The organism is Kitasatospora sp. NPDC057223, assembly GCF_042669755.1.
Classification (GTDB): Bacteria; Actinomycetota; Actinomycetes; order Streptomycetales; family Streptomycetaceae; genus Kitasatospora.
Genome location: NZ_JBHUWW010000031.1, coordinates 41,338 through 66,153, shown reverse-complemented (window position 1 = coordinate 66,153; position 24,816 = coordinate 41,338). Strand labels below are relative to the sequence as shown.

Annotated in this window: 19 protein-coding genes; 7 read left to right on the top strand and 12 right to left on the bottom strand. The window is 71.0% G+C overall.

Annotation, left to right across the window (positions count from 1 at the left end; translation table 11 throughout):
• Positions 1 to 617: 617 nt before the first annotated feature.
• The 6 genes from ACFUK0_RS14460 (at position 618) to ACFUK0_RS14435 (ending at position 11,867) form a co-directional block, all read left to right on the top strand.
• Complete coding sequence (locus ACFUK0_RS14460; RefSeq protein ID WP_380249812.1) at positions 618 to 3,149, top strand: DUF6603 domain-containing protein; 2,532 nt, start codon at positions 618 to 620, stop codon at positions 3,147 to 3,149.
• A 104-nt stretch (positions 3,150 to 3,253) separates the two neighbouring features.
• Positions 3,254 to 5,479, top strand: a complete 2,226-nt coding sequence (locus ACFUK0_RS14455) for a hypothetical protein (RefSeq protein WP_380249810.1) — start codon at positions 3,254 to 3,256, stop codon at positions 5,477 to 5,479.
• Between the two features lie 53 nt (positions 5,480 to 5,532).
• On the top strand, positions 5,533 to 9,006 hold the full coding sequence (locus ACFUK0_RS14450) for a hypothetical protein (protein WP_380249808.1): 3,474 nt from the start codon (positions 5,533 to 5,535) through the stop codon (positions 9,004 to 9,006).
• A gap of 86 nt (positions 9,007 to 9,092) precedes the next feature.
• Complete coding sequence (locus ACFUK0_RS14445) at positions 9,093 to 10,193, top strand: hypothetical protein (RefSeq protein ID WP_380249806.1); 1,101 nt, start codon at positions 9,093 to 9,095, stop codon at positions 10,191 to 10,193.
• Between the two features lie 660 nt (positions 10,194 to 10,853).
• Complete coding sequence (locus ACFUK0_RS14440) at positions 10,854 to 11,003, top strand: hypothetical protein (protein WP_380249804.1); 150 nt, start codon at positions 10,854 to 10,856, stop codon at positions 11,001 to 11,003.
• A 351-nt stretch (positions 11,004 to 11,354) separates the two neighbouring features.
• Positions 11,355 to 11,867, top strand: coding sequence for a hypothetical protein (locus ACFUK0_RS14435; protein WP_380249802.1), 513 nt, complete (start codon positions 11,355 to 11,357; stop codon positions 11,865 to 11,867).
• A gap of 277 nt (positions 11,868 to 12,144) precedes the next feature.
• On the opposite strand, the gene ACFUK0_RS14430 is transcribed toward ACFUK0_RS14435, so the two are convergent.
• Positions 12,145 to 12,384 (bottom strand): hypothetical protein, encoded by a 240-nt coding sequence (locus ACFUK0_RS14430; RefSeq protein WP_380249800.1) that lies wholly within the window; start codon positions 12,382 to 12,384, stop codon positions 12,145 to 12,147.
• 544 nt (positions 12,385 to 12,928) lie between these two features.
• On the opposite strand from ACFUK0_RS14430, the gene ACFUK0_RS14425 reads away from it, so the two are divergent.
• Positions 12,929 to 13,711: an IS5 family transposase gene (locus ACFUK0_RS14425; protein WP_380249798.1), complete on the top strand. Its 783-nt coding sequence runs from the start codon at positions 12,929 to 12,931 to the stop codon at positions 13,709 to 13,711.
• 508 nt (positions 13,712 to 14,219) lie between these two features.
• Here the strand turns inward: ACFUK0_RS14425 and ACFUK0_RS14420 are convergent.
• From ACFUK0_RS14420 to ACFUK0_RS14370, 11 genes are all read right to left on the bottom strand, one after another.
• Positions 14,220 to 14,873, bottom strand: a complete 654-nt coding sequence (locus ACFUK0_RS14420) for an IS3 family transposase (RefSeq protein ID WP_380249816.1) — start codon at positions 14,871 to 14,873, stop codon at positions 14,220 to 14,222.
• The gene (locus ACFUK0_RS14415; RefSeq protein WP_380249796.1) at positions 14,756 to 15,109 is read right to left on the bottom strand and encodes an IS3 family transposase; all 354 of its coding nucleotides are present in this window, start codon (positions 15,107 to 15,109) and stop codon (positions 14,756 to 14,758) included. The genes ACFUK0_RS14420 and ACFUK0_RS14415 overlap by 118 nt, the downstream gene beginning before the upstream one ends.
• 41 nt (positions 15,110 to 15,150) lie before the next feature.
• Positions 15,151 to 15,417: a transposase gene (locus tag ACFUK0_RS14410; RefSeq protein ID WP_380249794.1), complete on the bottom strand. Its 267-nt coding sequence runs from the start codon at positions 15,415 to 15,417 to the stop codon at positions 15,151 to 15,153.
• Positions 15,418 to 15,859: 442 nt separating this feature from the next.
• Positions 15,860 to 16,324 carry a hypothetical protein gene (locus ACFUK0_RS14405; RefSeq protein WP_380249792.1) on the bottom strand — a complete coding sequence of 155 codons (465 nt, stop codon included), beginning with the start codon at positions 16,322 to 16,324 and terminating at the stop codon, positions 15,860 to 15,862.
• Positions 16,317 to 17,519, bottom strand: coding sequence for a hypothetical protein (locus ACFUK0_RS14400; RefSeq protein ID WP_380249790.1), 1,203 nt, complete (start codon positions 17,517 to 17,519; stop codon positions 16,317 to 16,319). Before ACFUK0_RS14400 ends, ACFUK0_RS14405 begins: the two co-directional genes overlap by 8 nt.
• Before the next feature lie 16 nt (positions 17,520 to 17,535).
• Positions 17,536 to 18,357 carry a thiopeptide-type bacteriocin biosynthesis protein gene (locus ACFUK0_RS14395; protein WP_380249788.1) on the bottom strand — a complete coding sequence of 274 codons (822 nt, stop codon included), beginning with the start codon at positions 18,355 to 18,357 and terminating at the stop codon, positions 17,536 to 17,538.
• Between the two features lie 18 nt (positions 18,358 to 18,375).
• A complete protein-coding gene (locus ACFUK0_RS14390; RefSeq protein ID WP_380249786.1) occupies positions 18,376 to 19,620 on the bottom strand; it encodes a lanthionine synthetase C family protein in 1,245 nt (414 codons plus the stop codon).
• Positions 19,617 to 22,520 (bottom strand): lantibiotic dehydratase, encoded by a 2,904-nt coding sequence (locus ACFUK0_RS14385; protein ID WP_380249784.1) that lies wholly within the window; start codon positions 22,518 to 22,520, stop codon positions 19,617 to 19,619. Before ACFUK0_RS14385 ends, ACFUK0_RS14390 begins: the two co-directional genes overlap by 4 nt.
• Positions 22,521 to 22,612: 92 nt before the next feature.
• On the bottom strand, positions 22,613 to 22,795 hold the full coding sequence (locus tag ACFUK0_RS14380; protein ID WP_380249782.1) for an FxLD family lanthipeptide: 183 nt from the start codon (positions 22,793 to 22,795) through the stop codon (positions 22,613 to 22,615).
• Positions 22,796 to 22,861: 66 nt separating this feature from the next.
• Entirely contained in the window at positions 22,862 to 24,055 is a 1,194-nt protein-coding gene (gene fxlM / locus ACFUK0_RS14375; protein WP_380249780.1) for a methyltransferase, FxLD system, read from the bottom strand.
• Positions 24,056 to 24,279: 224 nt separating this feature from the next.
• Entirely contained in the window at positions 24,280 to 24,807 is a 528-nt protein-coding gene (locus ACFUK0_RS14370; protein WP_380249778.1) for an ATP-binding protein, read from the bottom strand.
• Positions 24,808 to 24,816: the final 9 nt, after the last annotated feature.

The following is a 24,816-nucleotide window of genomic DNA, read 5'->3' as shown; positions in this document are numbered from 1 at the left end:
CCAGACCACCAGCCGCGGACCGGCGGACTCCGCCCACACCCACACCATCAGGTGACACCAAAACCAGTTAAACAGTCACGAACCGCCCTCTGAAAAGGCTCACTGACACCAGCCGCTCGTCGGCAGCGTCGATGTCGGACCGCACGGAAGGCTTCACCAGGTGCGTCCCTGCCGTACGGACCGGTTGACCGCCGACCAGCCGCGCGTAGCGCGCTCCTGATGGCCCGCGCCTACCTCGCTTGATACCGCCGGCTGTCCTGAGCACCCTGGGCCCGCCCGGCTACGCCCCGGCGGAGGCGGTGCTGTTCGTTGCGCAGGTCCTCGTGGGCACCAGAAACACCCACCGGTGGCAGTGTCTGGCTGATTGCCCTCTCAGGAGTCTTGCGGGCCCGGTAGAAATGCTTCTGCATGCAGTCCCGTAGAGCGTCCGCCCACACATGCAAATCGATCGCCCTTCAGCCGCGTGCATCACGCAGAGTGGTCGCCTGCAGGCTTTCAGTGTCTGCGCTCGCTAGGCTCCTCGCAGCGGACACGTCAGGCTTGTCGCCGGGATCGGCGCGTGCTTCCGCCTTCCCCTTTTGCCGCGAGTAGAGGGCTGGACCGCTGTGACAGTGCGAGTGGAAGAAGTTCGGAGGCTTCTCGACCAGGCTGCGGGTGGTGCGATCGAGATCCCGGTGTCGGTGTTCGCCGACCCCGACGCCGCAGCGCTCGTCTTCCCGGGCGGCACCGTACGGATCGGCGGCGCGGTGAGCGATCCGAAGGCTCTGTCGGTCGGCGGCCAGGCCACGATCACCGCGTCCTCGGCACCGGTGGACGTCGCCTTCACAGTCGACGGTGAGTGGGTGACCGGGGCGGTGGCCTCGGTTGATCTCGGCGGGGGCTGTGGTCTGGTCCTGGTCGACGGCGCTCCGGATGGTGCGTCACTGCCCGCCGGGGCCTGGGCGCTTGCAGGCGGCCGGGTACTGCGGCTCACCAGGCGCACGCCCGCGCCGCCGAGCGACCCCGAACGCCTGGACGGTCTCGGCCGCGCCCTGCCCGTCGTGAAGCACCGCGACGGAGCCTCACGCGAACGCACCCCGCAGGCACTGGTCACCGAAAGCGGCATCCTTACCCCCCGGTCCGGACCTCGCCGCCGCAAGGGCATGCGGGTCCTGGAGGACCCGGCGGTGCGCGGCTGGTCGCCGATCGGCACGCCCGGCGGCGACAACGGCCTGAGTGTCGACTATTACAACCCGCCGCTGCGGATCGCCGGCGCGCTGACCGCGTTGCCGGCCTCTCCGCCGTACAAGACGGTGGTCGGCGGGGTACTGCTGGTGGACACCGGCGCGTTCAACGGCTCGGCCATGGGCGCGTACGTCGTGCCCGACGGCGGCGGCGCCGATCCGTCGCTGTTCGCCTACGGCTCCCTCGGCAGTCAGGTCGGCTTCGGACCGTCGCTGTTCCATGTGCGCGGCATCTCCGCCGGGTTCGGCTGGAACAGCCGGGTGCGGGTCCCGGCCGCCGATTCCCTGGGCAGCTTCCCGTTCCTGATGGCCTTGGATAATCCGGGCGCGATCGGCGCCGATGACGAGGAGGTGGACCCGCTCAAGGTCCTGGGTGAGCTGATCGGCGGCTCAATCCCGTGGGTGCGTCCGCAGGAGGGCGATCTCTGGTTGGCGGCGGGTCTGGCCTTCGACTGCTTCGAGACGTTCAGCGGCCGCGCCATGGCGCTGGTGCAGACCGGCTCGGATCTGACGATCAGTCTGCTGGGCTCGGCCGGGATGCAGTTGCCCACCAAGAGTGACAAGAAGATCGCCCGGGTGGAGATCGGCATCGAGGCGACCTTGCGCCCGACGGCCGGTGAGCTGAGCATCGGCGCGGCGTTCACCGAGAAGACGTTCCTGATCGACCCGAACTGCAAGCTGCGCGGCGGCGTCGGCATGAAGTTCTGGTTCGGCAACCACTCGCAGGCCGGCGACTTCGCGTTCATGCTCGGCGCGATCCCCGTCGGGCGGGAGCTGCCCGCCCGCTATCCCCGCCAGCAGCCGGCCGGTCTGACCTGGGGCGTCGGCTCGACCGTCAACATCACTGGCAACGCCTACGCCGCGTTCACGCCCAAGTCCCTGATGACCGGCGGTTCCCTGGACGTCGTCTTCCAGTCCGGCATGCTGCGCGCCTGGCTCACCGCCCGGGTGGACGCCCTGCTGGAGTGGAACCCCTTCTACTTCGACGTCGGCATGGGCATCCGGGTCGGGGTCTCCGCGACCATCAAGGTTTGGTTCGTCAAGATCAGGATCTCGGTCGAGGTCGGTGTCAGCGTCCGGATCTGGGGCCCAGCGGTGGGCGGCGAGGCGACCGTCCACCTGTGGTTCATCTCCTTCACCATCGGCTTCGGTGCCGCCCGCCGCAACCAGACCCCGGCGCTGGACTGGGGCGGGTTCCAGGGCATGCTGCCGCCGCCGGAAAACATGGTCCGCACCACGGCGATCGCCGGGTACGCCGGCGAGGGCGCCCCGGCCACTCGCGGCGCGGTCAAGCCGTGGCTGGTCAGCAACGGCGGCTTCACGTTCACCGCCGACACCCAGGCCCCCGTCAGCAGGGTGTTCCTGGACCACGGCAGCACCACGCCCATCGCCACCGACAGCGCGGTGGACATCCTGCCCATGCACGTGCGGGGCAAGGGCAGCGAACTGCGCGTCTGGCTCACCTACAACGGCCAGGCCGCGACCATGACACCGTGGGGCCGCGCGATGCTGCGCGGCAACGTGCCCAACGGCCTGTGGGGCCAGCAGCCCGACGCTCCGAACGACGGGATCATCCCCGACCGGATCCTCGGGATCCGGCTGAGCTCGCCGCCGGTCGACCACGGCACCTCCACCGGGTTCCTCGACGAGGAGGCCATCTCCTTCGACCCGATCAACCCGGACGGCAACCAGCCGCTGGCCGCCGACGAACCGGCCACGGGCCCGGTGCCGACCCGGCCCGGCGGCGTCATCGCCGCGATCAAGGACGGCATCGACACCGACGCCACCCGGGGCAATCGCACCACCCTGGCCCAGGCTCTGACTGGTCTCGGTACGGACCTCGGCGCGCTCGACACCGACCTGAGCGCCTACGCCCGTGCCGCGGGCACCGCCTTCACCGCCGAGCCGATGCTCGTCGCCGGCTGACCGAACGCGCCGCAGGCCGCCCGCGCCGTCCTGCGGGGCGGCCCGCATCGCCGGTTCGCCGCCCGACCCTTCGCCTTCCCGCGTCCTGTTGAAAGGCACGCCCCGTGACCACCACGTCCGAACCCGCCCCCCAGCCTCGCACCACCGCGCCGGGCGCCGAGCACCGCACCCGGTTCTTCGACCACCGCATCCCCTCCCTGTACGCCGGCCGGTACCTGATCGACAACCGGCAGACCCTCAAGGACCTCGGCGGAGCGGACCGCGTCCTCGACGCCACCACGCAGCCCTTCGACGTCGTCCAGCCGCGCTTCAGCGTCGACCCGACAGGTATCAACGCACAGTTCCCCACGCCGGACGCCGTCGGCACCTACAGCCAGACCCTCGCCCACATCAACCTTGATGCTCCCGGCCTGCCGTGGGCCCGTCTGCTCGGTGAGGGTCAGGCGGGCGCCGCCCCGTGGATGGCCCTGCTGGTGTTCCGCGAGGACGAACTGCCCGAGGATCCGGACGCGGTCGGCCTCGTCAAGGCCGGCAGTGTGCGCGAGCTCCTGGACGGCGCCCATGGCCCCGGAGCGGTACCGGTCATCGCCCCGGCGAGCATGCGCCCGGACGAGTACCACGAGCAGTGCGCCACCGTTCTCGTACCCAAGGCCTTGTTCGACGCGGTGAAGCCGTTGCCCGCCGAAATGGGCTACCTCGCACATCTGCGTGAGGGCGGGCGCCCCGATGCCACCCGCGCCGGCACGGACCCCGCGCCCGACGAGGGTGAACTCAACGCCGTCCTGGTCGCCAACCGCTTCCCCGCCGCCGCGGGCGGGCGCCACGTCGTCCACCTGGTCTCCCTCGAAGGCCACGACCGATACCTGACCGTCCCCACCCCCACCGAAGGCGTGCGCCTGGTCTCCCTCACCTCGTGGTCGTTCACCACCGAACCCGACTCCGGCGTCGGCTTCGGCGACCTCGCCCAGCACCTGGCCACCACCAACGGCACCACCCCGCGCCCCGCCGACGAACTGCGCCTGCGGGTGCCGACCTCCGGCCCGGCCAATCCGGCCGGCCCGCAGAAGGAGGCCCTGGATCGGATGGCGGGCGGGGCCGTGGGCCTGCCGCAACGCCTGGAAACCGGCGAGCGCATCTTCGCCTTCTACCGGGGCCCGCTCACCGCCCAACCCGCCCAGGAGCTTCCCGACCCGGCCGCCACCCGCCTGGACTCCCCGGGCGAGGCATTGATCTACCTGCAGCAGTACGGCGTCTTCGACACCTCCTACGCCGCCGCGTTCACCACCGGCCGCACCCTCGCCCTCTCCGACGCTGAGTTCCGCAGCGCCTTGCTGGAGTTCCGCTCGGCCGCCCGCACCGCGGCCCGCCGCCTCGCCTCCCACCCCGACCTCGCCACCACCGCACTGACTGGCCGTCACCTCACCGCACCACTCGCCTTCGAAGCCTTCGACCGCCTCCTGACCGACGGCAACGAACCCGGCGACGGGCGAGGCGGCGGGGCGAGGCTCGCGCAAGCCCTCGACCAGGCCGGCCCGCAGCTGCGCGCCGGCCAGCGCCGCATCGCAGCCCGCACCCGCCGCACCCCCGGTGACGCGCGCGCCGTCCTCGCCCAGCCCGGCATGGCAGGCCTGCTCACCCAAGCCGCCCCGGACGAGTTCGCGAAGGTCACCGCCTGGCTGGACGCGCTGCGCCGCCTTGAGCTGCTGAGCCTGTCCCACCTGGTCCCCGACCCCCGCGCGCTGCCGTCAGAGAGCATCCGCTTCGCCTACCTCGACGCCAGCTGGGTGCGGGCGGCCGTGGACGGCGCGCTGAGCGTCGGCGTCGGCCACACCCTGGACGCCGACCTCAACGCCCTCGCCACCAGCGGCGGACCGGTCCCGAAGTGCGCGGTGCTGGTCAACTCCAGCCTGGTCCCGAACTGGCCGGGCACCATCGCCACCGCCTACAAGGGCACGGCCGTTGTCGAACCCGTACGCGACGCGGTGTTCGGCCTGGAGACCCGCCTGCTGCTCTACCCGGAGGTCATCGACCGCTTCGAGCTGGCCGAACCCCCGCGCGGCCTGTGCTTCGGCATCGGCGACGTCGGCACCATCGAGCTCCGCGCAATCACCGGCGACCGGATCGGCCACCCCATGGGCGAGTTCCCCCAGCCGGCCGGCTTCGCCCGCTTCCTGCGCCCCGGCAGCCGGGACGTCCTCAACATCGACGGCACCGGCGACGCCCTGCTGCCTGCCCTGTCCCGGGCGCACGGAGTGGAACGGATCTCCTCCGCACAGTTCGCCCTGCAGATGATCAACGCGCCGCAGGCGCAGACCTTCTCCCGGCCCTGAGCCCCCCGTCCCCGCGCCGTACTGCCAAGCGCTGACCGAAAGGACCCCGGGCCATGTCCGTGGACAACACCCTCATCGTGCCGGTCGAGGTCGCGGCCCTCGCCGTCAACCGGGCCACCCGCGACACCGCGACGCCGCACGTGTTCCACCGCTGGACCACCAACTTCAAGAACATCGGCGACGGCGTCCCTGCGGAGCCCGCCCCGTTCTCCAGCCCCGAGGAGTGGACCGGCCGCGAAGACCGCCTCGGCGTCTACCTCCAGTGGGAACTGCCCGCCGCCCTCACCCGCGGCCGCCACGACGAGGAGGAAGGCATCGGCGAGTTCCCCCTCGTGCCCAACCGATGGCTCGTCGTACGCCACACCGACAGCACCCGCACGCTCAAGGCCTGGATCGTCGAGAGCGACTACCTCGACCCCATGAACGGCACCGTCTCCTTCCAGAACCCCGACTTCGACCCCGACCCCGACAGTGACGAACCCGCCCCGACCCTGATCGGCAAGTGCCACGAACTCACCGGCCCCTGGCAGGAACCGGCCGACCGCCACGCGCCGTTCCTCACCGCGATCGGCCCCGGCCTGCCGGCCTTCTCGGCCTTCCAGCCCTACAACAGCAACGTCTTCTCGATGCACGACACGCTCCTCGACAGCCCGGAGGGCGAACTCCCGCCACAGGAACGGCTCAGCTACTTCGTCGCCGGCTGGTACGCCCAGCCGGGCAGCGACATCCTCGCCGGCACTGAGGACCTCGCCGCGCTGCTGGAGCGCCTGCAGTGGACACCGCCCGTCGGCTCCGGCAGCGGCATCCGCTCCTCCGTCTACTGCGGCACGGTCCTGGACCTGGACTGGGACCTGACCGGTCCCGTCCCCGACTCGCCCTGTCCGAAGCCGGCCGACGTCACCCCGATCGTGTCCAACAGCATCGCCGAAGCCGTCGCCGAACTCGGCGCCCAGGCCGACGGCGAAGGCGCCCTGTCCGGCGACGAGGCCGCCCTGTTCCGGGCCTTCCTGCTCGGCGGCATCGACGCCCTGGAGGAGCGCGACCGGCCCGAGGCCGACATCCTCACCGACCGCCGCGCCCACGACAGCGCCTTCGGCCCCGTCCCAGGCGGATACCGCTGGTTCATCGGCGAACGCGGTGAGGAGACCGGCCGCACCACCTCCCAAGCGGCCCGGTCAGTAGAGGCCGACACTGTCGCCGACCTCAACCGCCGCCAAGCCGCCCACGACGCCACCGAAGCCGAACTCGACACCGCCCGCGAACGCCTCTACCACCTGTGGTGGCTCACCCACCTCAAAAAGAAGCCCTCCGACTTCACCGGCCGCATCGACGACGAACTCGACCCCGGCAACGCGACCGGCGCAGCCGGACGCGTCGTGGCCCTCGCCCGCGACCTGGCCGAGCAACGGGCCGACCTGCCCTGGGGCAAGAGCGAGGCGGACCTGGCAGCGCGCATCGACGCCCTGTACCCGGCCTACGGGGCCCGGGCCGCCCGCCGGCTGATCCGCGTGCCCGCCGAGGACTTCGAGTACAGCGCCGACCCGGTCCTCACCCTGCAGGGCGCCAACCTCCACGCACCCCTCACCCGCGAAACCGCCCTGCCCTGCCGCACCCCCGAACGCGTCGTCACCCGCGCCTCCGGCATCACCACCACCGACGTCGCCGCCACCGCCGCGCAGATCGACCTCACCGGCCAGCAGCCACCCTGCTTCCCCGCACTGCTCAGCGAGTTCCTCATTCTGGACCGCGCCCTGCGCGGCGGCGCTATCCGGGACGTCACCGGCACCCTGCCCGAGTACGGCACCACACCGTGGGCGATGCCCTGGCAGCCGCTGTTCCTGCTGTGGAAGGCCGAGTACTTCCCCCTGCCGATGCGCGACGGCGACACGGCGCACTGGGACTTCGTCGACGGCTCCCGCTACCAGTGGAAGGGCACCGGGGAACCCGGCACCCCGCTGGTCGTCTCCGGCCGCCAGCTCCTCGCCCCCAGCGCCGGACATATCGTCGACGGCACTCTGCAGAGCTACACCCGCGTGCGCGACCAGCTGCCCGCCGACGCCCTGCGGCAAGTGCGCTCCCAGGCCCGCGAAGCGGACTACCTCTCCCAGACCCTCGACGGCTTCGGCGCCGCCATCGCCCAACGCCAGCCACTGGCCGGCCTCCAGCCCGCCGGCGACCTCGCCACCCTCATCGGCAACGGCGACTACCCCCCGCCGGACCCCGGCGGCATGCCCGCCAGCGACTGGGACGAGTGGCCCGACTCCACCTTCCAGGAACTGCGTGCCGGCCAGCTCGCCTTCCTCGACCTGGCCGTCGTCGACCGCTTCGGACGCTCCGTCAACCTCATCAGCAACCCGTCCCACTTCGCGCCCGAGATGCCCGACACCATGCGCCCAGCCCACCCCGTCAGCGACTACGACCCCGACCGGCTGGTCGAACTCGGGCCACGTCTGTTGCAGCCGGCCCGGCTGCGCTTCGACTTCCTCGCCGCCACCACCGACGAGGACACCGACCTGACCCCCGGCACCAACCCGGTCTGCGCCTGGCTGCTGCACAACCGCCTCGACCAGTCCCTCGTCGTCCACGCCCCCGACGGCGCCGCGCTCGGCGAACTGCGCGTCACCCTCAACACCACGGGCCAGCGGACGGTCTCCTGGTCCGCCCTGCCCGGCTCCGAGGTGACCCGGTTCGAGCAGCTGGAGGCGCTCACCCCGCACCCCTACCTGCTGCTCAACGCCGTGAAGAGCCGCGGCCCGCAGACCTTCGACGCGTTCCGCGCCACCCTCGACCGGGCCCTGCAGACCATCGACCCGGACGGCCCCGCCGACCCCGGCCTCGGCTTCCTCCTCGGCCGACCCCTCGCCCTGATCCGCACCCGCCTGACCATGAACCTGCGCGGCCCCCTGCGCACCGACGCCAGCTGGAGAAACCTCTTCGAGCCGTCTCCCTCCCAGCTGCCCAGCTACCCCTGGGCGATCCGCCTCGGCGAAGCGCAACAGAGCGATGACGGCCTGGTCGGCTACGTCCTCGACGACGACTACAAGCACTTCGAGACGGTCATCGACCCGGCCACCGGCGGCGGGACGTACCTGCGGCCCACCGGTGACCGGCCCAGCCTGGAACTGGACTTCGGCGAGAACAGCACCGCGGTCGCCACTGTGCTGCTGGACCCGCGGGCCGCCGTGCACGCCACCACCGACATCCTCGCCACCAAGAAGGTGTTCGTCCCGCAGGAGTTCACCGAGCAGGCGATCGCCCGCATGAGCGTGAACTTCCGCACCGGCCCGCTCCTGGCCGCCACCACCGCCCTGCGCGGCCCGCAGAGCGAGAGCGAGGAGACCGTCCTCATGCCGGCCCCGGCCGGCGTCCTCGGCACCTGGACCTGGTCCGAGAACCGCGGCGGCACCTGGAAGAAGCTGCCGATCCTCAGCCAGGACCAGTACGACCTCCCCCTCGCCGAACCCGAGATCCGCTCCGGCTTCCTCACCCTCGACGACGCCGCCGCCCACAGCCGCACCCAGCACTGAACCAGTCGCCACCACCGCCGCCGCTTCGCCCGGCCCAGCCGCGGGGCGGGGCGGGGCAGCCGAGAGACCCCAAAGGAAGCCCTTTCGTGACCGTCGTGACCCAGACCCAGGACGTCGGCACCACCGCTGACGAGCCGCTGCTGTCGTACGCCCTCACCACAACCCCGAACCCGCTCAAGGCTTCCCCGGAGAACCCGCAGGCCCCCGAGGAGACCGGGGAAATCGTCATCACCGTCGCCCGGCAGAGCGGCACCCCGGCCGACGTCCAGTGGATCAGGGCGAAGGTCCCCGCCGGGACGATGTCACCCGACCTCACCACCGACCTGAACAAGATCACCCCGCGGATCAGCCTCACCGGCTGGACCGTACGCCTGGACTCGGCGGCCAAGGAGTTCGTCTTCGAACCCGCCGCCAGCCACGCGCCGATCGGCCCCGACACCGGGCTCACTCTTCAGCTGTCCGACATTCCGATCAGCCGCAAGGTCGGCACCGCACCGATCACCGTCACCGAGAGCTCCCGCACCGGAACCGCTGCCTTCAAGCCCAGGGAAACCATCTTCCAGGTAGGCAAGTTCCCCACGGACTTCTACCTGCGCAACTTCCTCTGTGCCCCCTCCGTCATCCCCAACGGCGGCAACGTCCACCTCAGCTGGGAACGCTCCGCCAACGCCACCTACGAGCTGCTGTACGGCGACGTCAACCGGGACGTCACCAACAAGACCAGCCTCGACATCGAAGGCATCAAGTCCGACACCACGTTCTACCTCCGCGGAACCGCCGGCGACCCCACCAACCCCGTCGTGAGGATCCTGTCCGCCCAGGTCACCGTCATCAAACCCGACCTCGACCTACGGAACCTCACAGCCGACAAGGCCGAGATCAAGCAGCTCCTCGGAACACCCCGAAAGGAGGCCGCCATTCTCCCCTCGGGCGGAGTCAGGACATTCGACAGGGACGGAATCATCTCCGGAAATGTCAACATCAACTGGAGCCTGACGGGCAAGACGCGGCTCGACATCACCCAGGGCGAGCACCTTCAGCTGTGGGTCGAGGCCGAGAGGTTCTCATCGGACTCCCAAAATGCGGGCACCTACCAATGCTTCGTCCACAAGGACATCCCGGTGCACTTCACCCACACCGGGACGACCGCGACCACGTCCATCTGGTTCACCCCTCTGACGAGTTGAGTGCCCCTGCCCAGCCGAGCAGGCGTCTGGTCGTTCGGGCCCTCATCCCCCCTGGCCTGTCATGCCCTGCCATGCATGTGATCGTGCGCGTTCGCCGGCAACCTGCCCTGCGGTAGCGCGCCGTCGAACGACTCGCGTCCTGGCCAGACACCGATACCTCGGCGGCCAGTTCCGGGTCGAGGTCCTCCAGCAGCTCCCGGGCCTCCTCCCGCAGTTGCGGTGTCTGCTCGGCCAGGCGGCGCTGGCGCAGGGCGGCCTGGCGGCAAGCCTGGCCGCAGTAGAGGGCGGGCCGGCCTTTGCGGGCCGGTCCGGGAAGTGGCCGCCCGCAGCGGGGGCCTGCGCACGCTGGGGCCATCTGATCCGTCACTGTCACACCGTGACGGACCCGAAGGGTCACCACAAGCTGCCCCGCTGTTGGGGGTGTGGTCGGGGGTGGGTGGTTGGTCCTGCTGGTGCCTGGCGGGTGTCTGGCGGGTGCCGGTCTGGTGGTGGCGGTTCGGGCCGGGATGGTCCACTCTCCGCAGGGGGTTGGCCTGGTCTGGTGGCCTGGGGTGGACTGCCGGGGCAGGGGTCGGTGCCGGGTCGTCCATCCGCCGGCCCGTCGTGTCCGCCCGTCCTGGTCGGTCCTTCGCCCGCCCGCCCGGCTGCCCGGCTGCCCGGGTGCCCGCCGGCCCGGCTGTCCGCCCGCCGGCCCGTCGTGCGGCCGTCCTGGCCTTCGCCCTTCCGCTCGCCTTGGTCCTGGCCGGGACGGCGGTGATCGCCGCCGGAGCCGCCGCCTACGGTCTGCGCCAGGCCATCACCCGCACCTGAGCTTGCCGTTCAACCACCGGCCTCGAACGGTCGGTCATGTCGCCCGTATGGGGGGTTGGGTGGACGCCGGGCGCGGGATCGACCGCGGTCGGTGTGCGGCTGAGCCGAGCCAGGCCGGCCGCAGCGGGCTCGGGCCCGTTCGGGGATTGTCCGTCAACAAGGGGCCCTTGGGTGTGGGGCCCGTACGTGTGAGGGGGCGGCCGCGAAGTGCGGGAGCCGACGGGGGTGCGGCGGATCGCGGGGTGGTGTTCTGCCGGTCGGGCCCTTCCGGGTGTGGTGATCTTCCTTCTGTGGCCAAGGCGGTGTCCGCCGGCCACTACGTCGGTGATGGCGAACAGTTGAGGAGGCGGTATGTCCGAAAGCGTGGATGCTCCGAAGTATGACGAGGCCTACTTCGAGGCCCTTGCCAAGGGCGGGAAGAAGGCCCCGGAGGAAACCGGGGGCACCCTGCACCTGCTCACGCTCAGGGTGGAGTTCGAGGATGTACCCGGGCCTGCCGTGGTGCGGCAGTTGGACAGCGCGGAGGCACTCGCCGCGACCAAGGCGGACGCGTTCGTGCTGCCCGAGGGCTGCCACTACCGGCTCACGGTCGACTTCCGCGTCGACGATGCGTCCGTGGCCGGGGTCGTGTACACCAGCACCCACTACCGCAAGGGCGTCAGGGTCAGCCAGGACAAGCTGGTGCTGGGTTCGTTCCCGAAGCAGGAAAAGCCGCAGTCGGTGACCTTCCCCCGCCACGGCTGGGAGGAGGCGCCCATCGGGATTCTGGGCCGTGGGAGCTACACCGCCAAGGCGCAGCTCCACGACGACGAGGGCAAGGCGCTCGCAGAATTCGAGTACGCCTTCGACATCAGGACGGTCTGACCCGGCGCCCGGGAGGCAGCACGCCCATGCCCCGCATTCGGCCTCCTGACCCGCACTGACAGGGGCAGGCCCCGGGGCCCGGGGCCTGCCCGCCCATCCATCTCCGGCAACCGTGGCCGGGTGTTCCTGACAGAGCAGCCGGTGGCGCGGGACAGGGTGGGTGATCGCGGTTCCTTCGGCGGGGCAGGGGACGGTCGGTGGACGGACTCTGGAGCGATCAGTCCCGCTGGGCTTCGCGCACTTTCATGCGTACGCCGGCGGGAGCGGCCGGCGGGGATCAGCACAGGCCCTGCACGGCATAGAAGGCGCCGAGCAGGAGCCGCAGCGCCCCCTCGGGCAGGTGGGGTTGGAGGCGGGCTCCGAGGTAGCCGTCGCCCAGGTCGCAGGTGAGGCCGAGGGTCCAGTCGCGGGCGATGTCGCCGTCGGCGGTGTCGCTGAACTGGGTCAGTGCTCGCTCGACCACGGTGGTGTCGGCGAGGAAGAGGTCCGAGGACATCTTGTGCGGGAACTCCGCCATTGAAGAAGTCGTTCGCCCGGTGGCCTTCGACGAGGACGACGAGTAGCCGCACTACTACCGCCCCGGTACGGACTTCTCAACTTCCGTGCCGGGGCACTGTGCCGTCAGAACGCGCATCGACGTACCAGAGCGCTCGGACGACGTGATCCGGGACATGGCCCCTACCTGGATTCTCTCCCCTCACACCTCGGGCCGCCGGCTGGCTCGGCAAGCGGCCGGGCCTGCTCAGGACTGTTGCCAAGTCCGCTCTCCGCAGCATGGCTGACCTGGTCTGAGAGGCCGTTGTCGTACCGATGGCGGCGGTTGCCGATCGAACGGGAGTCCCGTTCGGGTGATCGTGGGGCGATGGATGCATGAAGACAGGGCCTCCGGTGCAGCTCCTGGGTGTTGAAGCCGGAGAAGCACCAGGGAGGCCCTGTTGCCGCTGTTGTATGCCCTCACACCTGCCGGTTTCAACTCGGCTGCCCGTGGGTGTGATTGCCCCGCTCACCGGTTCGGTAACGCCGGGGACCGCCCGCACAGACGGCCGAAGTATCCCTCGGACATGACGGATGCCGAATGGGCCGTGGTCCGCGATGCGTTGCCGGTACCGGGGTGGTTGGAGGGCAGGGGCGGGCAGCCGGAGGGCTATTGCCACCGGCAGATGGTGGATGCGGTGCGCTACCTGGTCGCGGGCGGCATTACCTGGCGGGCGATGCCCGCGGACTTCCCCGCGTGGGACCGCGTCTACGCGTTCTTCCGGCGTTGGCGGGACAAGGGCCTGGTGGCCGAGTTCCACGACCGGCTGCGGGATCGGGTCCGTGAGGCGGCGGGCCGCGACCTGGAGCCGACCGCGGGGATCATCGACGCGCAGTCGGTGAAGGGGGCCGCGTCGGTGCCGGCCGCGAGCCGGGGCTTCGACGGCGGGAAGAAGGTCAACGGCCGTAAGCGGCACATCGTGGTGGACGCTCTCGGGCTACTGCTGACCGTCATGGTCACCGCGGCGTCCGTCACCGACCGGGACGCGGGGCAGACGCTGCTGGCCCGGCTACGGGAGCGGCACCGGCGCATCACGCTGGTGTGGGCGGACGGCGGCTACACCGGCCGCCTGGTCGACCTCGCCCGCGACGTCCTCGCCATCGCGCTGACGGTGGTCAGACGCACCGACGACACCACGGGCTTCGTCGTGCTGCCCAAGAGATGGCTGGTGGAGCGCACGTTCGCGTGGCTGATGCACGCACGCCGCCTCACCCGCGACTACGAGACCCGCACCGACACCGCGGAGGCGATGATCCGCTGGTCGATGACCACGGTCATGAGCCGCCGGCTCGCCCGGCGACCAGCCTGAACATCCCCGGACGGTCCTCTGCCAGCCAGCCCCGCGCGGCCAGGCGCTTCGCCTTCGACCGCACACCCTCCACCTTCGCCGGAACCGGATCCAGCCCGACCGCGACCGCGAGCTGCCGGCAGTCCATCGCCTCCCCACCGGACCCGCTCCCACCGGCCAGGACGTCCATGAGCCGCCGGTAGTCCGGCGCCAGCACCGCCTGGACGAGCCCGTCCCGCCACACCGGCACCACCGAACTCGGCGCTGCCGCCGCAATCCGCGCCGGCCGCCACGACCGGCGGAACCTCCCCGCCTCCCCGCGGTCCCCCCCAGGACCTCGGCCACCGTCTCACGGGCGATCACGAACCGCTCCCACGCGGCCTCCGCCTCCCGCAGCTCGGCCTGAAGGGCCTCCACCCGCTGCCGGGCAGCCCGCTCTCGCTCCTCCAGCAACCCCATCACCGACGGCATCCGGCACCTCCACGAAGGGACGACACGACCCCCCGTCCCTACCGCCGAAACACCGGCCCTACGCCTGACCAGCGGCGACGCACCCGTCACTCTCGGAAAGACAACGGCTTCTGAGGTAGCCCAGGCTGCTGTGGAGTCGGTGCAGGTTGAACCAGCCCTCGATGAAGTCGAAGATCGCGTTGTGGGCCGCGGTCCGGGTGGGCCAGGTCCGGGTGCTGATCAGCTCCCGCTTGAGGGTGGAGAAGAACGCCTCGGCCAGAGCGTTGTCCCAGCACTGGCCGGTACGCCCGACCGACAGGCGCACGCCGAGCTTCCCGGCGAGTTCGGCCGGGGCCCGGCTCGTGTACTGACAGCCGCGATCCGCGTGAAAGATCACGCCGTGAGCGGGGCGTCGTTGCAGGTGGGCTGCTTGCAGGGCGTCGGCGACCAGTTCGGTGCGCAGGTGGTCGGCGGTGGACCAGCCGACGACCTTGCGAGAGGCGATGTCGATGACGGTGGCCAGGTAGAGCCAGCCCTCGCCGGTAGGGATGTATGTGATGTCGCCGCACCAGCGCTGGTTCAGCGCGGTGGCGTCAGGAGTGAACTGGCGGTTGATCAGGTCCGGGCGCGCGTGGGCTCCCGCGTCGGGGACCGTGGTGACCGGACGGCGCCGGCGGTGGCGTCCTGCAGTCCCGCCTGGCGCATCAGGCGCGCGACGCGCCGACGGCCGCAGCCCTGGCCCTGACGCTGCAGGACCATGTGGACGCGCGGGGCGCCGTAGGTGCCGTGCGACCGGGCGTGGACAGCGGCGATCTCCCGGCTCAGTTCCAGATCACGGGCCCGCCGCGGGCCAGGGACGGGGCTGCGGCGTGCGTAGAAGGCGGTCCGGGAGACCATCAGAAGCTCACACGCGCGCTTCACGTTGTGGCCCTGCTGCTTCTCCGCCTCGATGAACGGATGCACGTTCACCGGGTCCCTGCTGCGAAGAAAGCTGTGGTGAAGTCAACCGGTCAGCGCAACAGGGCCTCCAGCCTATCGGCTGGTGTGTCGAAGTCGAGGGTCTGCCGGGGACGGGTGTTCAACCGCAGGGCGATGGCATCCAGGTCGGCCTGGGCCTGCCTGACCCAGTCCCGAACCGCGGTCTCGGTCAGGTCGAAGTCCTTGGCTACCTGACCCACCGTGCGGTCCCCGCGCCGGCAGCGCTCGACGATGTCGGCCTTGAACTGCGGCATGAACGACCGCCGCGGCCGAGGCCTCTTCTCCCCCATGCCTTCCATGATGGACATCCTTCCGGGGCCATGACCCCTGATCTCGGATGTCCGCCAAAGCGGACCAACCTCACCACGGACGCAAGAAGCGTCGCGTGCTCCCACCCTGTTCCCAGGGTGACAGATCGCGACGCTCGTTCCGCATGCTTCTCGCAGGGCGGCGAGGGTATGCGGTGGGGTGTCCGGAGCCGGACTCGAACCGCACCCGGAGCCCCATCTGACCTGCGACGATGCCCTGACCTCGCAGAACCCGCCCGAATCAGCCCGGATCAGCCCCACTCGGCCCGATACAGCCCGTCCCCGTGCACCCGTGGGTGCACCGCCAGCAGCGAAGGCCAGAGGCGCCGTCAACCGGCCGATCCCGAGCACAATGGCCAGATCTCGACGCTGACGCCCTCCGGCTCCAGACGTGAGCAGGGCCCGGCGAATGTCCGCCAGACCCCGCTCTCCTCTACCGGTTCGATGAGCCCCTACCGGGGCCAAAGGTCCCGCTCACCGCATTGTCCTGCCGCTGGCAGTCATGGCATCGCACCCGGGAGTAGACCGCGACCGCGCTGCGGACCATCTCCTCGACGCCGCCCAGCAGCGAGCTGGTCCCGGCGGGCCGGCCGCAGTCCAGACATGTCCGGCCTGCCATGGCCTCGACGTGGCAGCTCCGGCAGAGCAGAAGCCAGGGACGCTCCGCGTGTACGACGACCGGCTCAAGGCCCGCACGCAGGTGATCGCAGCAGTCCAGCGTGCCGTCCGCCGTCGCTGCCTTCATGGCGGCCACGGCGTCCCGTTGCCACCGCACCTCCTGGTCTGCGGGTACCTTGACGCCCGATCCCCGGCCGGTCTCCTCCAACCAGCGCGCCGCGTGAGCACCCGCCGCATAGAGCTGGTCGTCCATCGCGATCGAGGCCGGCGAGTCAGGCATGGTGTGCCGCCTCCTTGTCCAGCTGCCTGACTTGGCCAGGCTGGCCGTCCTCGGTCCGCTGCCAGCTGTTGTCTTCCACGCTCTGCTCCTCGTCTAGTAATGCAGGGGGCACGTCAGTCGCCAGGGGGTTCGGGTCGATGCTGGCTCGAGCCAGGTCCACCGCCGCGTGGAGATCGGCCATCAGCGCGTACGGGATGACGCCGGCGTGAAGTCCCGCCGCTTCCACTACTGCCTCCAGGGCCTGCCGCTCAGCACCGTTGAGACGCACTGAGCACCGCGGGTGAGCGAGGACGGCGCGGGCGACATAGCCGTCCTGGCTTGTGATGGCGTCGCTAACGATCCCGGCGGCGACGGTGTCGTCCCGGGCCTCGGTGAGATCGAGGACAGTCAGCCCAAGCTGGGTATGGAACAGGCCCAGTCCCGGGGTGAACTCCATCTCGCGGTAGCTGCGGACCAACTCGACCCCAACTCGTTCCGTCGGCCGGGCGCCGATGGTGAGGCACAGCGCCTTAAGGGCGACCGCAACCGTCTCTTCCCAACGGTCGACCGGCTCGGTGCCGTCCACCAGAGACAGGGCAGCGTCGGTGTCTGCGGCCAGCGACCGGGCAACGATGGCGATCTGGCGTCCGTCGAGCAGCCGGAGGCCGACGCCACGATGGAGACGGACTTGCTCGACTGCCTCTTGCCAGCGTCCGGCCTGGGCCAGGGCCCGGGTGCCGTCGGCCAGCAGCGCCGTCCACACGGCCCGGCGCAGTGCGTGTTGGAGCTCAGCATCCGGAGCGAGTTCGCGGAAGTCGACGGCGATGCCGTCCACGTCCGCCGAGGTGTGCTCGGTGGCCGCGATGTAGAGGGCGGCCAGGAGTTGATGCGCCCGGGCTCCGTCTCCTTGGCGGATCAGGAGGCGGGCCAGGTTGACGGCCGGTTCCATGGCGTACGGCGCCGTCTGCGCGTTCAGCGGGTGAGCGCGCAGACAGGCTTGCAGCTGTTGACGGCACAGGACACGGGCGAGTTCCGGCAAGCCGCAGTCGCTGGCGATGAGCGCGGCGCGGTTCTGCACGGTGGCGGCGGCCGCGAGCCGTCGGCCGCTCTCGGTCTGACCGGCTGCGGCGGTAGCGAGGGCCGTCAGCTCGGCGATCCGGTCGGCCAGTGGCAGCGCTGCGGGCCGGGGGCGAGCGACCAGCGGGAATCGCCGCATGGCCTGAGCGGTGAGGTCAGGGAGCCTCCACACGGGCCGTGATGCTCCTCTCGGGGACCGGGCCGAAGACAACGGTCTTGGCGGCGGCGGTAAGCGCGGCCTGGGCGGCGTAGGGCAGGCCGATCCGGTTCCAGGCGAAGATGACGTGGTGGGCCAGGACGTCGCGCAGGCCGCGATGGAGTCGCCCGGTGGCGTTGAGCGTGGCCAGCTCCCTCCCTGCGTCGCTGTAGGCATCCGCCCACCCTGCGGCGCCAGCCAGCGGGCCGTCCGGCCGCAAGGCATGGTTCGGGTCCGCGCGAAGTAGGCGACCAACGGCATCGTGCAGCCGGTCAAGGGTGTTCCGGTCAGCGTCGAAGGACGTTGCCCGGTGGGCGCCGACGCGCGCCCAGACGTCGCCCTGCTCGTACCAGTCCAGTCCGGCGGAACGCATCAGGAGACTGCACAGCATCAGGGACAGCTCGCGACGGTGTTCGCCGGCACCGCCCTGGAGATAGTCAACGAGACTGCGGCTGTCGTGGTGGAAGAGACGATGAGCACCGGTCATCGCCTCGACGCCGCCGAAGGCGTGGACCTCGGGCTCGTAGATGCTCGCCGTCCACGTGACGTGCCCGCCGGCGGCCAGCCCATCCAGGCCCTGACCGATGCGGTCCTGCCCGCCGGCGGCCGGCAGGTAGCGCACCCGCCAGCACGGGTCCTTGCGGACGACGAACCATGCAGTGATGGCACCTTGGCCCTCCGCCGCGCGCAGGAGCGGGGCGAGGTGAGCCAGGGCCGCGGTCTCGGAGCGACTCCAGTCCGGGAACTTGACGTTTACCTGGCACCAGGTGGGCAAGCTCATCAGGGCCTCCGGGGGTTTTCACGCCAGTGCGAGGAAGGTGTCCCAGTGCGGTGCGGGCGCACTGCCCGTACCGAGGGTGTGCAGGGCGAGGGCCGCGCCTGATGCTCCGTCGAGAAGTTCCGGGTTGTGGCCCGGCTGGTCGAGCGCGGTAATCAGGCGTGCAGCCAGGCACGGCAGCTCAGCGGTGATCTCGGTGTTGCCCGTCTCGGTGGCCATCCGCCACGCGGCGTGCAGCAGTCCGGCCGTGCCGTGGCACAGGCCGATTTCGGAGACCCTGTCGAGTTGAAGCGGGTCGCGCAGTACCGCCAGGATCGCGCTCTCGGCCGCCCGAACGCGGACAGGGTCGCGCAAGGCGAGTCCGGCCAGCTGCTGGGCTCTGGCGGTTCCGCCCACCCCGTAGCACCAGGACGGCCGGGGACGGAGGTCCGGATGGACCTGACCATCACTCGCCTGCTGCATCGAGATCAAGCCCGGCCACCACAGGCCGGCCCCGTCACCATGGCGCCATCGGTCCATCCAGTCGCAGATGCGCTCGGCCGCCTCCGCCAGGCCGGGGACAGCCAGGTCCCGCAGCAGCGCCAGGGACAGGACGGACAGGACGGAGCCGATGCCGTGGGCGAGTCCGAAGTTCCCGTGGCCCTGCGGGTAGTCGGCGCTGGGCGCACCGGTGGGTCCGACGTTCATCCACCACGGCGGCAAGCCGGCCGGATCGGGCACGGGCTCGGTCAGGCGGACCAGGTAGGCCAGGACCTCCCTGGTGATTCCGTGGTGCGGGTGTCGGCTCAGGTGGTAGGCCCCCAGGCCGGACAGTCCCTGAATCAGGTCGAACTCCTCCATCGAGGGCCGCACGGCACGCTCGATGCGCTGGTGGGCGACTGCCAAGCGGTTCCGGGTCACGTTGAGGGTCGCCGCGTCCAGGCGCTCCAGGACGCGCAGGTACCGGCTCGTCGCGCTGGCCGCGCGGTGCGTGATGTAGGCGAGGGTCGGGGCGCCGAAGAACAGGTTCGCGTTGGCCGCTGCGCTCACATCGCCGTGCACCGCTGTGGCCAGCCAGGTGTGCGCGATGTCCCAGTCACCGCGGCCGGTCCGGGCCCGCTCGATGTGGAGCAGCGCGATGCCGGAGGCGCCGCCGGCGAGTGACTGGGGCCAGGACCGGCCGCCGTCGGGCCGGCCGGCGGGCCATACGGTGCGTGGGTCGGACAAGGCGTTGGCCAGGCGGTCGGCGGTCGACAAGGCTGCGGGGGCGGGGGCGGTCGTGGTCACGGTGTCCTCCGTGCTCGGGCCGTCCAGCTCAGGGCGGCAGCTCTGGCCAGGTGCAGGTGTGCACGCTCCTTGGGCAGCCGGGGACCGAACACCCGGACGTGGTGGAGGTGCAGCAGATCCGGCAGCAGGCCGTCGGGGTGCAGGTCGGCGCCGGTGAGCACCCTGCGGTAGGCGGCTAGGGCTTCGTGCCGCGCGGACCAGGCCGCGGTGACGCGCTCTGCCAGGCCGACAGGGTGCGCGGTCACCAGGTCAACGGCTTGGCGGTAGACGGCGCGGGGCGGAGCAACCGGGGCGGTCCGGGTGTGCTCGATGAGCCAGCGCATCGCTGCAGCGCGGTCGCCGAGCAGGCTCGCGGCGATGTCCACCATGCTCGCGGCGGTCACCGCGCGGGCGTCCGGCGCTCCCCTCTGAGCCTGGGTGGCAAGTTGAGCCAGAGCAGCAGTGGAGTCTGCGGCGAAGTACCGCTCGGCCGCATCCAGCGCGCTGGGGCCACCGAACCGCGCTCTCTCCGGGTGATAGGTCTCCACGCTGACGTGGGTGATCAGGCCCCGATCCCGGACCTGCCGGGTCCACTCGCCGATGCGCTCGAAGGCGTTGCCGGTGGTGCCTGGGGCGCAGGTCAGGCGGACGCGAAGGTGGTCACCGGGATCCCGGTAGCGGACGAACCACCACCGGGGACCGCCCAGCTCCTCCAGTAGGGCGGGCAGGTGCCGGATCAGGAGGGCGTTCTGGCGATCAGGGTGCCCGTGGAGCTGAAGGTAAATGCGACCGCCGCAGCCCGGTAGGTGGCCGTGCCCGCGTTCAACGGCGCGGCCAGCTGTCTGGACAGGACCGACTTCCTGGTCGGCGACCAGGGGGATGACGACCTCGTGGGCCCGGCCGCCAGTCCACCCCTGGTCACTGGGGGCCGGGGCGGGACGCAGTGTGGCCGTGCCGGCGCGATCCACGTGGGTGCGGAGCAGGGCCCGGTGTGAGGGCTCCGCCAGGTCGAGGGCGACGGCCTGGTCGGCCTCGCTCAGGTAGACCCGGCCGGGCAGCCGTACCTGGTGACGCCATTGGGTCAGGGCCTCGTCCCACTGCCACCACGGTGCCGACGCGGCCGGAAGGTCGTCACGGCCGAGGAGCCAGCGGGCCGGTGAGAGGATCGTCCGCCGGTAGCGGAGCGCGGGCAGGAACGGCAGGTTGGCGGCGGCGCTGCCCCACATGAATCCCGTGCTGGGGACGGCCAGCGCGGCGGGGGCCTCCGCCAGGAACCGGGCCAGCGGATGGGAGTGGTGGCCGAATTCCACGGCGTTGAGCAGCAGCGTGTGCACCGGGCGGCGGCGGGAGAGCGAGACCAGGTGCAGCCGCTCGGCATCGGCGGTGACCGCGAGGTCTGCCAGGGGGACGAGGCTGGTGTCGGGGTCCTGGTAGTCGCCGAGCGAGATCACCAGTTCGGCCACTTGCGGTGCACGTGCGACGTTCTCCGCGCGCAGGGACAGCGGGGCGGAGCTGATCTGCGCGACGAGCGCACCGGTGTGCACTCCGGGCAGCCCGGCGTACACGCCGGCCATGCGGCGCCGGTCCGCGTCGTCCAGCAGGTCGAGGAAGCGGCCGGTGGTCGTGCCGGCCGAACGGGCCACCCCGACGACGTGCAAGGTGAACTCACCCTGCTGGAGGGCGAGCACGCTGCTGGCGTCGATACGCACGGTCAACTCGGTGCTCGGCTGGACAGGGTGGTCCGGGGCCGTGGTGGCCAGTGCCTCCAGCGCGGCGTCGTCGAGTACCACTTCAAGGCGACCCTGCATCCCGGCGACGTGCGCGAGCTTGATGAGTCGGCTGTCGCGATCGGGCAGGGGCTCGGGCTCGGGCGGTCCGGTGGTGGCGCCGAGGTAGCCGGGCGGGTATCCGAGCGCTTCGATGGCGTCCACGACGGGGACGGCCGCCCGCGGTCCGTATCGCTCAAGGAACCGGCCGTGCCACTCAGCCCATCCGGTCAGCGCCGCACGGGGAGCAAGCCGGGTGAGTGCCCGCGCTGCCGCTGCCGCCTCCTGAGCCACCGACTCGGGGATGGTCAGGTCCCAGTCCACCCGCAGATCCAACGCCGACTTCGGGGCCTTACACAGCTCTGCCACCTCCTCGGGGGCGAGGTACCGTGCATGTCCGAGGAGAGGGGCGAGCGGGTCGGTGACCGTCATCGCCGGGCGGAGGCTGGTGAGCAGGACCCGCTGCTGGACCAGGCCCGCGAGGAGCTTGCCGATCGCGGCCGACGGGGCCGACGGGAATGCGGCGGCGAGCTTGGCTGCGAGATCCCCCCACAGGATTGGGGTCCTCGCGCCGTCCAGGGCTTCGCGGACCGGCGCCGTCAGCCGGATCTGTACGTGCTCGGGGCCTTTGTCGGACGTGCCGCTCGGACGGTGCTCGACTACTGCGTCCCCGTCGCGTTCAACGGCGAGGGCGGAGGTGAGCAGCATCAGGTGGGGACGCAGCGCCTCGTGTGCCTCGAAGCGGCTGACGAGGGCCGTGATGAATGCGGCGTCAGGTCGGGCGACGGCGTAGTGACCGGTCCCCACACGCAGGGCGGCTGTCGTGCCGATTCGCGCGGCCGCGACGCCAGCGAACAGTCCGAACGGGGTGGCGCGCGTGTGGGCGCGAAGCAGGTATCGAAGGACGGAGAGCACCGTGCGCCGGATGACGGGCGCCGGCAGCACCCGGCCGGCACAGATCTGGTCCACCTGGCTCGCGAGGTCCGGGCTGGCGGCGGTTACGGCGGCGGCGAACTCCTGTGACCAGGTCTGTCGGAGCCAGGACCGCCACGACTCTGGGTTCGCGGCCCCGCCTGTCAGGTCCGGCCAGACCGGCCCGCGGTCTGGATCCCACGCGGCCGCCCGGACCAGGCTTGCGTCAACGTAGCTGTACACACGCCCTCCTGTGGCTGCACGGGTGCCCGGCCGCACCCAAGGTGCAGGCGCGACCGGGCACCGCGATGAACGGGCTCAGCGCTGCTTACGCGCTACGGGCAGCTCACGCACGCGGTCGCGCACGTGGAGTTGCAGCCGTCACTGGTCAGGCGGATCAGCTGGTCCGCAGCGGGGCCGCCCTCGATGATGGTGATGTCCAGCTCGAAGCCGGCGAGGTCCACCTGCTCGCCGGCCGGCTGCGCGGGCGCAATCGAGTGCTCCATCTGAACGGTCATTCGGTGCCTCCTGGGGGGCAACTGGTTGATAGTGCACAGCCCGGGCCCCGGATGGGGTCCGGAGTCTCAGGCCCAGGTCACGGTGACGATGCCGTGGCGTCGCAGCACGGTGTCCTGGGGCAGGGGCGACGGAGCGGGGCCAGGCAGGTACCGGAACGTCGCGGCTCCTCGCCGGCGGTGGTTGTCGGCCCAGCGACGAAGCACGTTCACGTACTCATCCGCGAGGGCTTCGGCGTTCGGGCCATGGGCGATCACGCCGCTCTCGAAGCCGCCGGTGTCCGCGTTCTCCCGGCGGGTGCGGTAGGCGAAGCTGTCGTCGCTGACGAGGGCGGGCACGCCGAATCGGGCCGAGGGTTCGATGATCCCGCTGTCGATGACCGCCGGGTCCGCATGCAGCCGAGCGACGCTGGACAGGTTGAGCGTGAGGTAGAGGTCCAGCTCGTCGGGCAGATCGTAGGCCGCGCCCGACCAGCGCTCCAGCCGAGACGTGTCCAGGGCGCCGTTCAGCGCCTGGGTGTTGAGCGGCACGCGGACGTCATCGGTCTGCAAGGCCACGCCGTCGCGGAGCATTACCTTGCGTTCCTGAGCGGCTCCCTCACCCTGCATGGGCACGAAGTGCGCCAGTCCGTAGGAGCGGCTGGTCAGGCCGTCGCCGTCACGGTCGAGTGCGATCGAGCGGGTCGTGCCGCGCACGGTCAGCGGGACCACGAGCCGGCCCTTCTCGGTCAGTGCGCCGATCCAGGACGGGGGGATGTCCCACGCGGCCACGGTGACGATGATCCGGTCGTACGGTCCGCCGGGCACTCCGCTCTCGCCGTCGGCGACGACCGTCTTCACCTGGCTGTATCCGGTGGCGTCCAGGTGCAGGCGGGCAGGGCCGATGACATCCGGGTCGATGTCGACAGTGGTGACTTCCCCGTAAGGTCCCACGAGCTCCTGGAGGTACGCGGCGTTGACCCCGTTGGAGCCGATCTCCAGCACCTTCATGCCGGGCTCGACCTCGAGCTGCTCCAGCATCACGGCCTGGAGGTGGGCGGCGGACATGACGCTGATGTCCAGGCCGTTCTCGTCCTTCTTGACCGGCACCGTGCGGTGAAGGTTGTAGGCGAGTTCCGCCGGGACGTCCGGCGCGAACAGGTGCCGGGGCACCGCGGCGAAGGCGGCGGCGACAGACTGAGATCTGATCCCGTCCTGCTCGCGAAGGGCTCGGATCATGTCCTCGCGCAGCACCTTGGGGTCGCGGACCGGAGAGTCGTCCATGATGGTCATCCAATTACCTACTTTTGTCGGGCGGTTGGTGCTTGCAGCAGCTCAGATCGGCATGCGGGTCAGCGACGACGCTAGCCACCCTCCGTGCCGCGTGGGCGGATACGCGCGGCCGGAAGGGATGGCCTTCAGAGATCGGCTGAAATCACGCCAGCCTTTCCGAAAGCCGTGTTGGTGCCCCTCCCGGGCCTGGTCTCGTCAACAGATCCGGGAGGGAGTCAGCGGGGCGCTCCGACGCGGGGCCGGCGAGGAACCGCCCGGAGGTGGGACGTCCGCAGGGCCTCGGCGAGGACCACGTCTCGGCGCACAGCGCGGGACAGTTTCGGGACAGACACGGGGGCAGGCAGGACGAGCTCGGCCCAGACCCTCTTGCCGCCCGCGGTGACGTTCGCACCGCACTGCGCGGACAGCGCACCCACCATCAGCAGGCCACGGCCGCACTCCGCTTCGTCGTCGCCGAACGCACCGTCGGGCACACGCGGCATGCGGGTCGTCAGGTCGTAGACCTCCACCACCACGCGGTCGCCGTCCGGCGACAGCAGCAGGGCGGCCTGGAGGAGACCGGGCGGGCTGTACCGCAGGGCGTTGACGACCAGCTCGTAGGCGACGGTCATCACATCACCCAGCCCGTCGCCGCTGATCCCCCACCCCTCGGCGACGTCCCGGAGCGCGTCCTTGACAGGGCCGAGGCACCCCAGTCGGCCCGCCAGGTCCGGACTGGTCGCTCTGATCGTGACGCGGTGCACCAACCCGCG

Excerpts from the sequence above, each read along its gene's own strand:
- ACFUK0_RS14410 (WP_380249794.1), bottom strand. The coding sequence starts at position 15,417 with ATGGAAGGCATGGGGGAGAAGAGGCCTCGGCCGCGGCGGTCGTTCATG.
- ACFUK0_RS14395 (WP_380249788.1), bottom strand. The coding sequence starts at position 18,357 with ATGAGCTTGCCCACCTGGTGCCAGGTAAACGTCAAGTTCCCGGACTGG.
- ACFUK0_RS14430 (WP_380249800.1), bottom strand. The coding sequence starts at position 12,384 with ATGGCGGAGTTCCCGCACAAGATGTCCTCGGACCTCTTCCTCGCCGAC.
- fxlM (WP_380249780.1), bottom strand. The coding sequence starts at position 24,055 with ATGGACGACTCTCCGGTCCGCGACCCCAAGGTGCTGCGCGAGGACATG.
- ACFUK0_RS14450 (WP_380249808.1), top strand. The coding sequence starts at position 5,533 with ATGTCCGTGGACAACACCCTCATCGTGCCGGTCGAGGTCGCGGCCCTC.
- ACFUK0_RS14435 (WP_380249802.1), top strand. The coding sequence starts at position 11,355 with ATGTCCGAAAGCGTGGATGCTCCGAAGTATGACGAGGCCTACTTCGAG.
- ACFUK0_RS14425 (WP_380249798.1), top strand. The coding sequence starts at position 12,929 with ATGACGGATGCCGAATGGGCCGTGGTCCGCGATGCGTTGCCGGTACCG.
- ACFUK0_RS14380 (WP_380249782.1), bottom strand. The coding sequence starts at position 22,795 with ATGACCGTTCAGATGGAGCACTCGATTGCGCCCGCGCAGCCGGCCGGC.
- ACFUK0_RS14405 (WP_380249792.1), bottom strand. The coding sequence starts at position 16,324 with ATGCCTGACTCGCCGGCCTCGATCGCGATGGACGACCAGCTCTATGCG.
- ACFUK0_RS14400 (WP_380249790.1), bottom strand. The coding sequence starts at position 17,519 with ATGCGGCGATTCCCGCTGGTCGCTCGCCCCCGGCCCGCAGCGCTGCCA.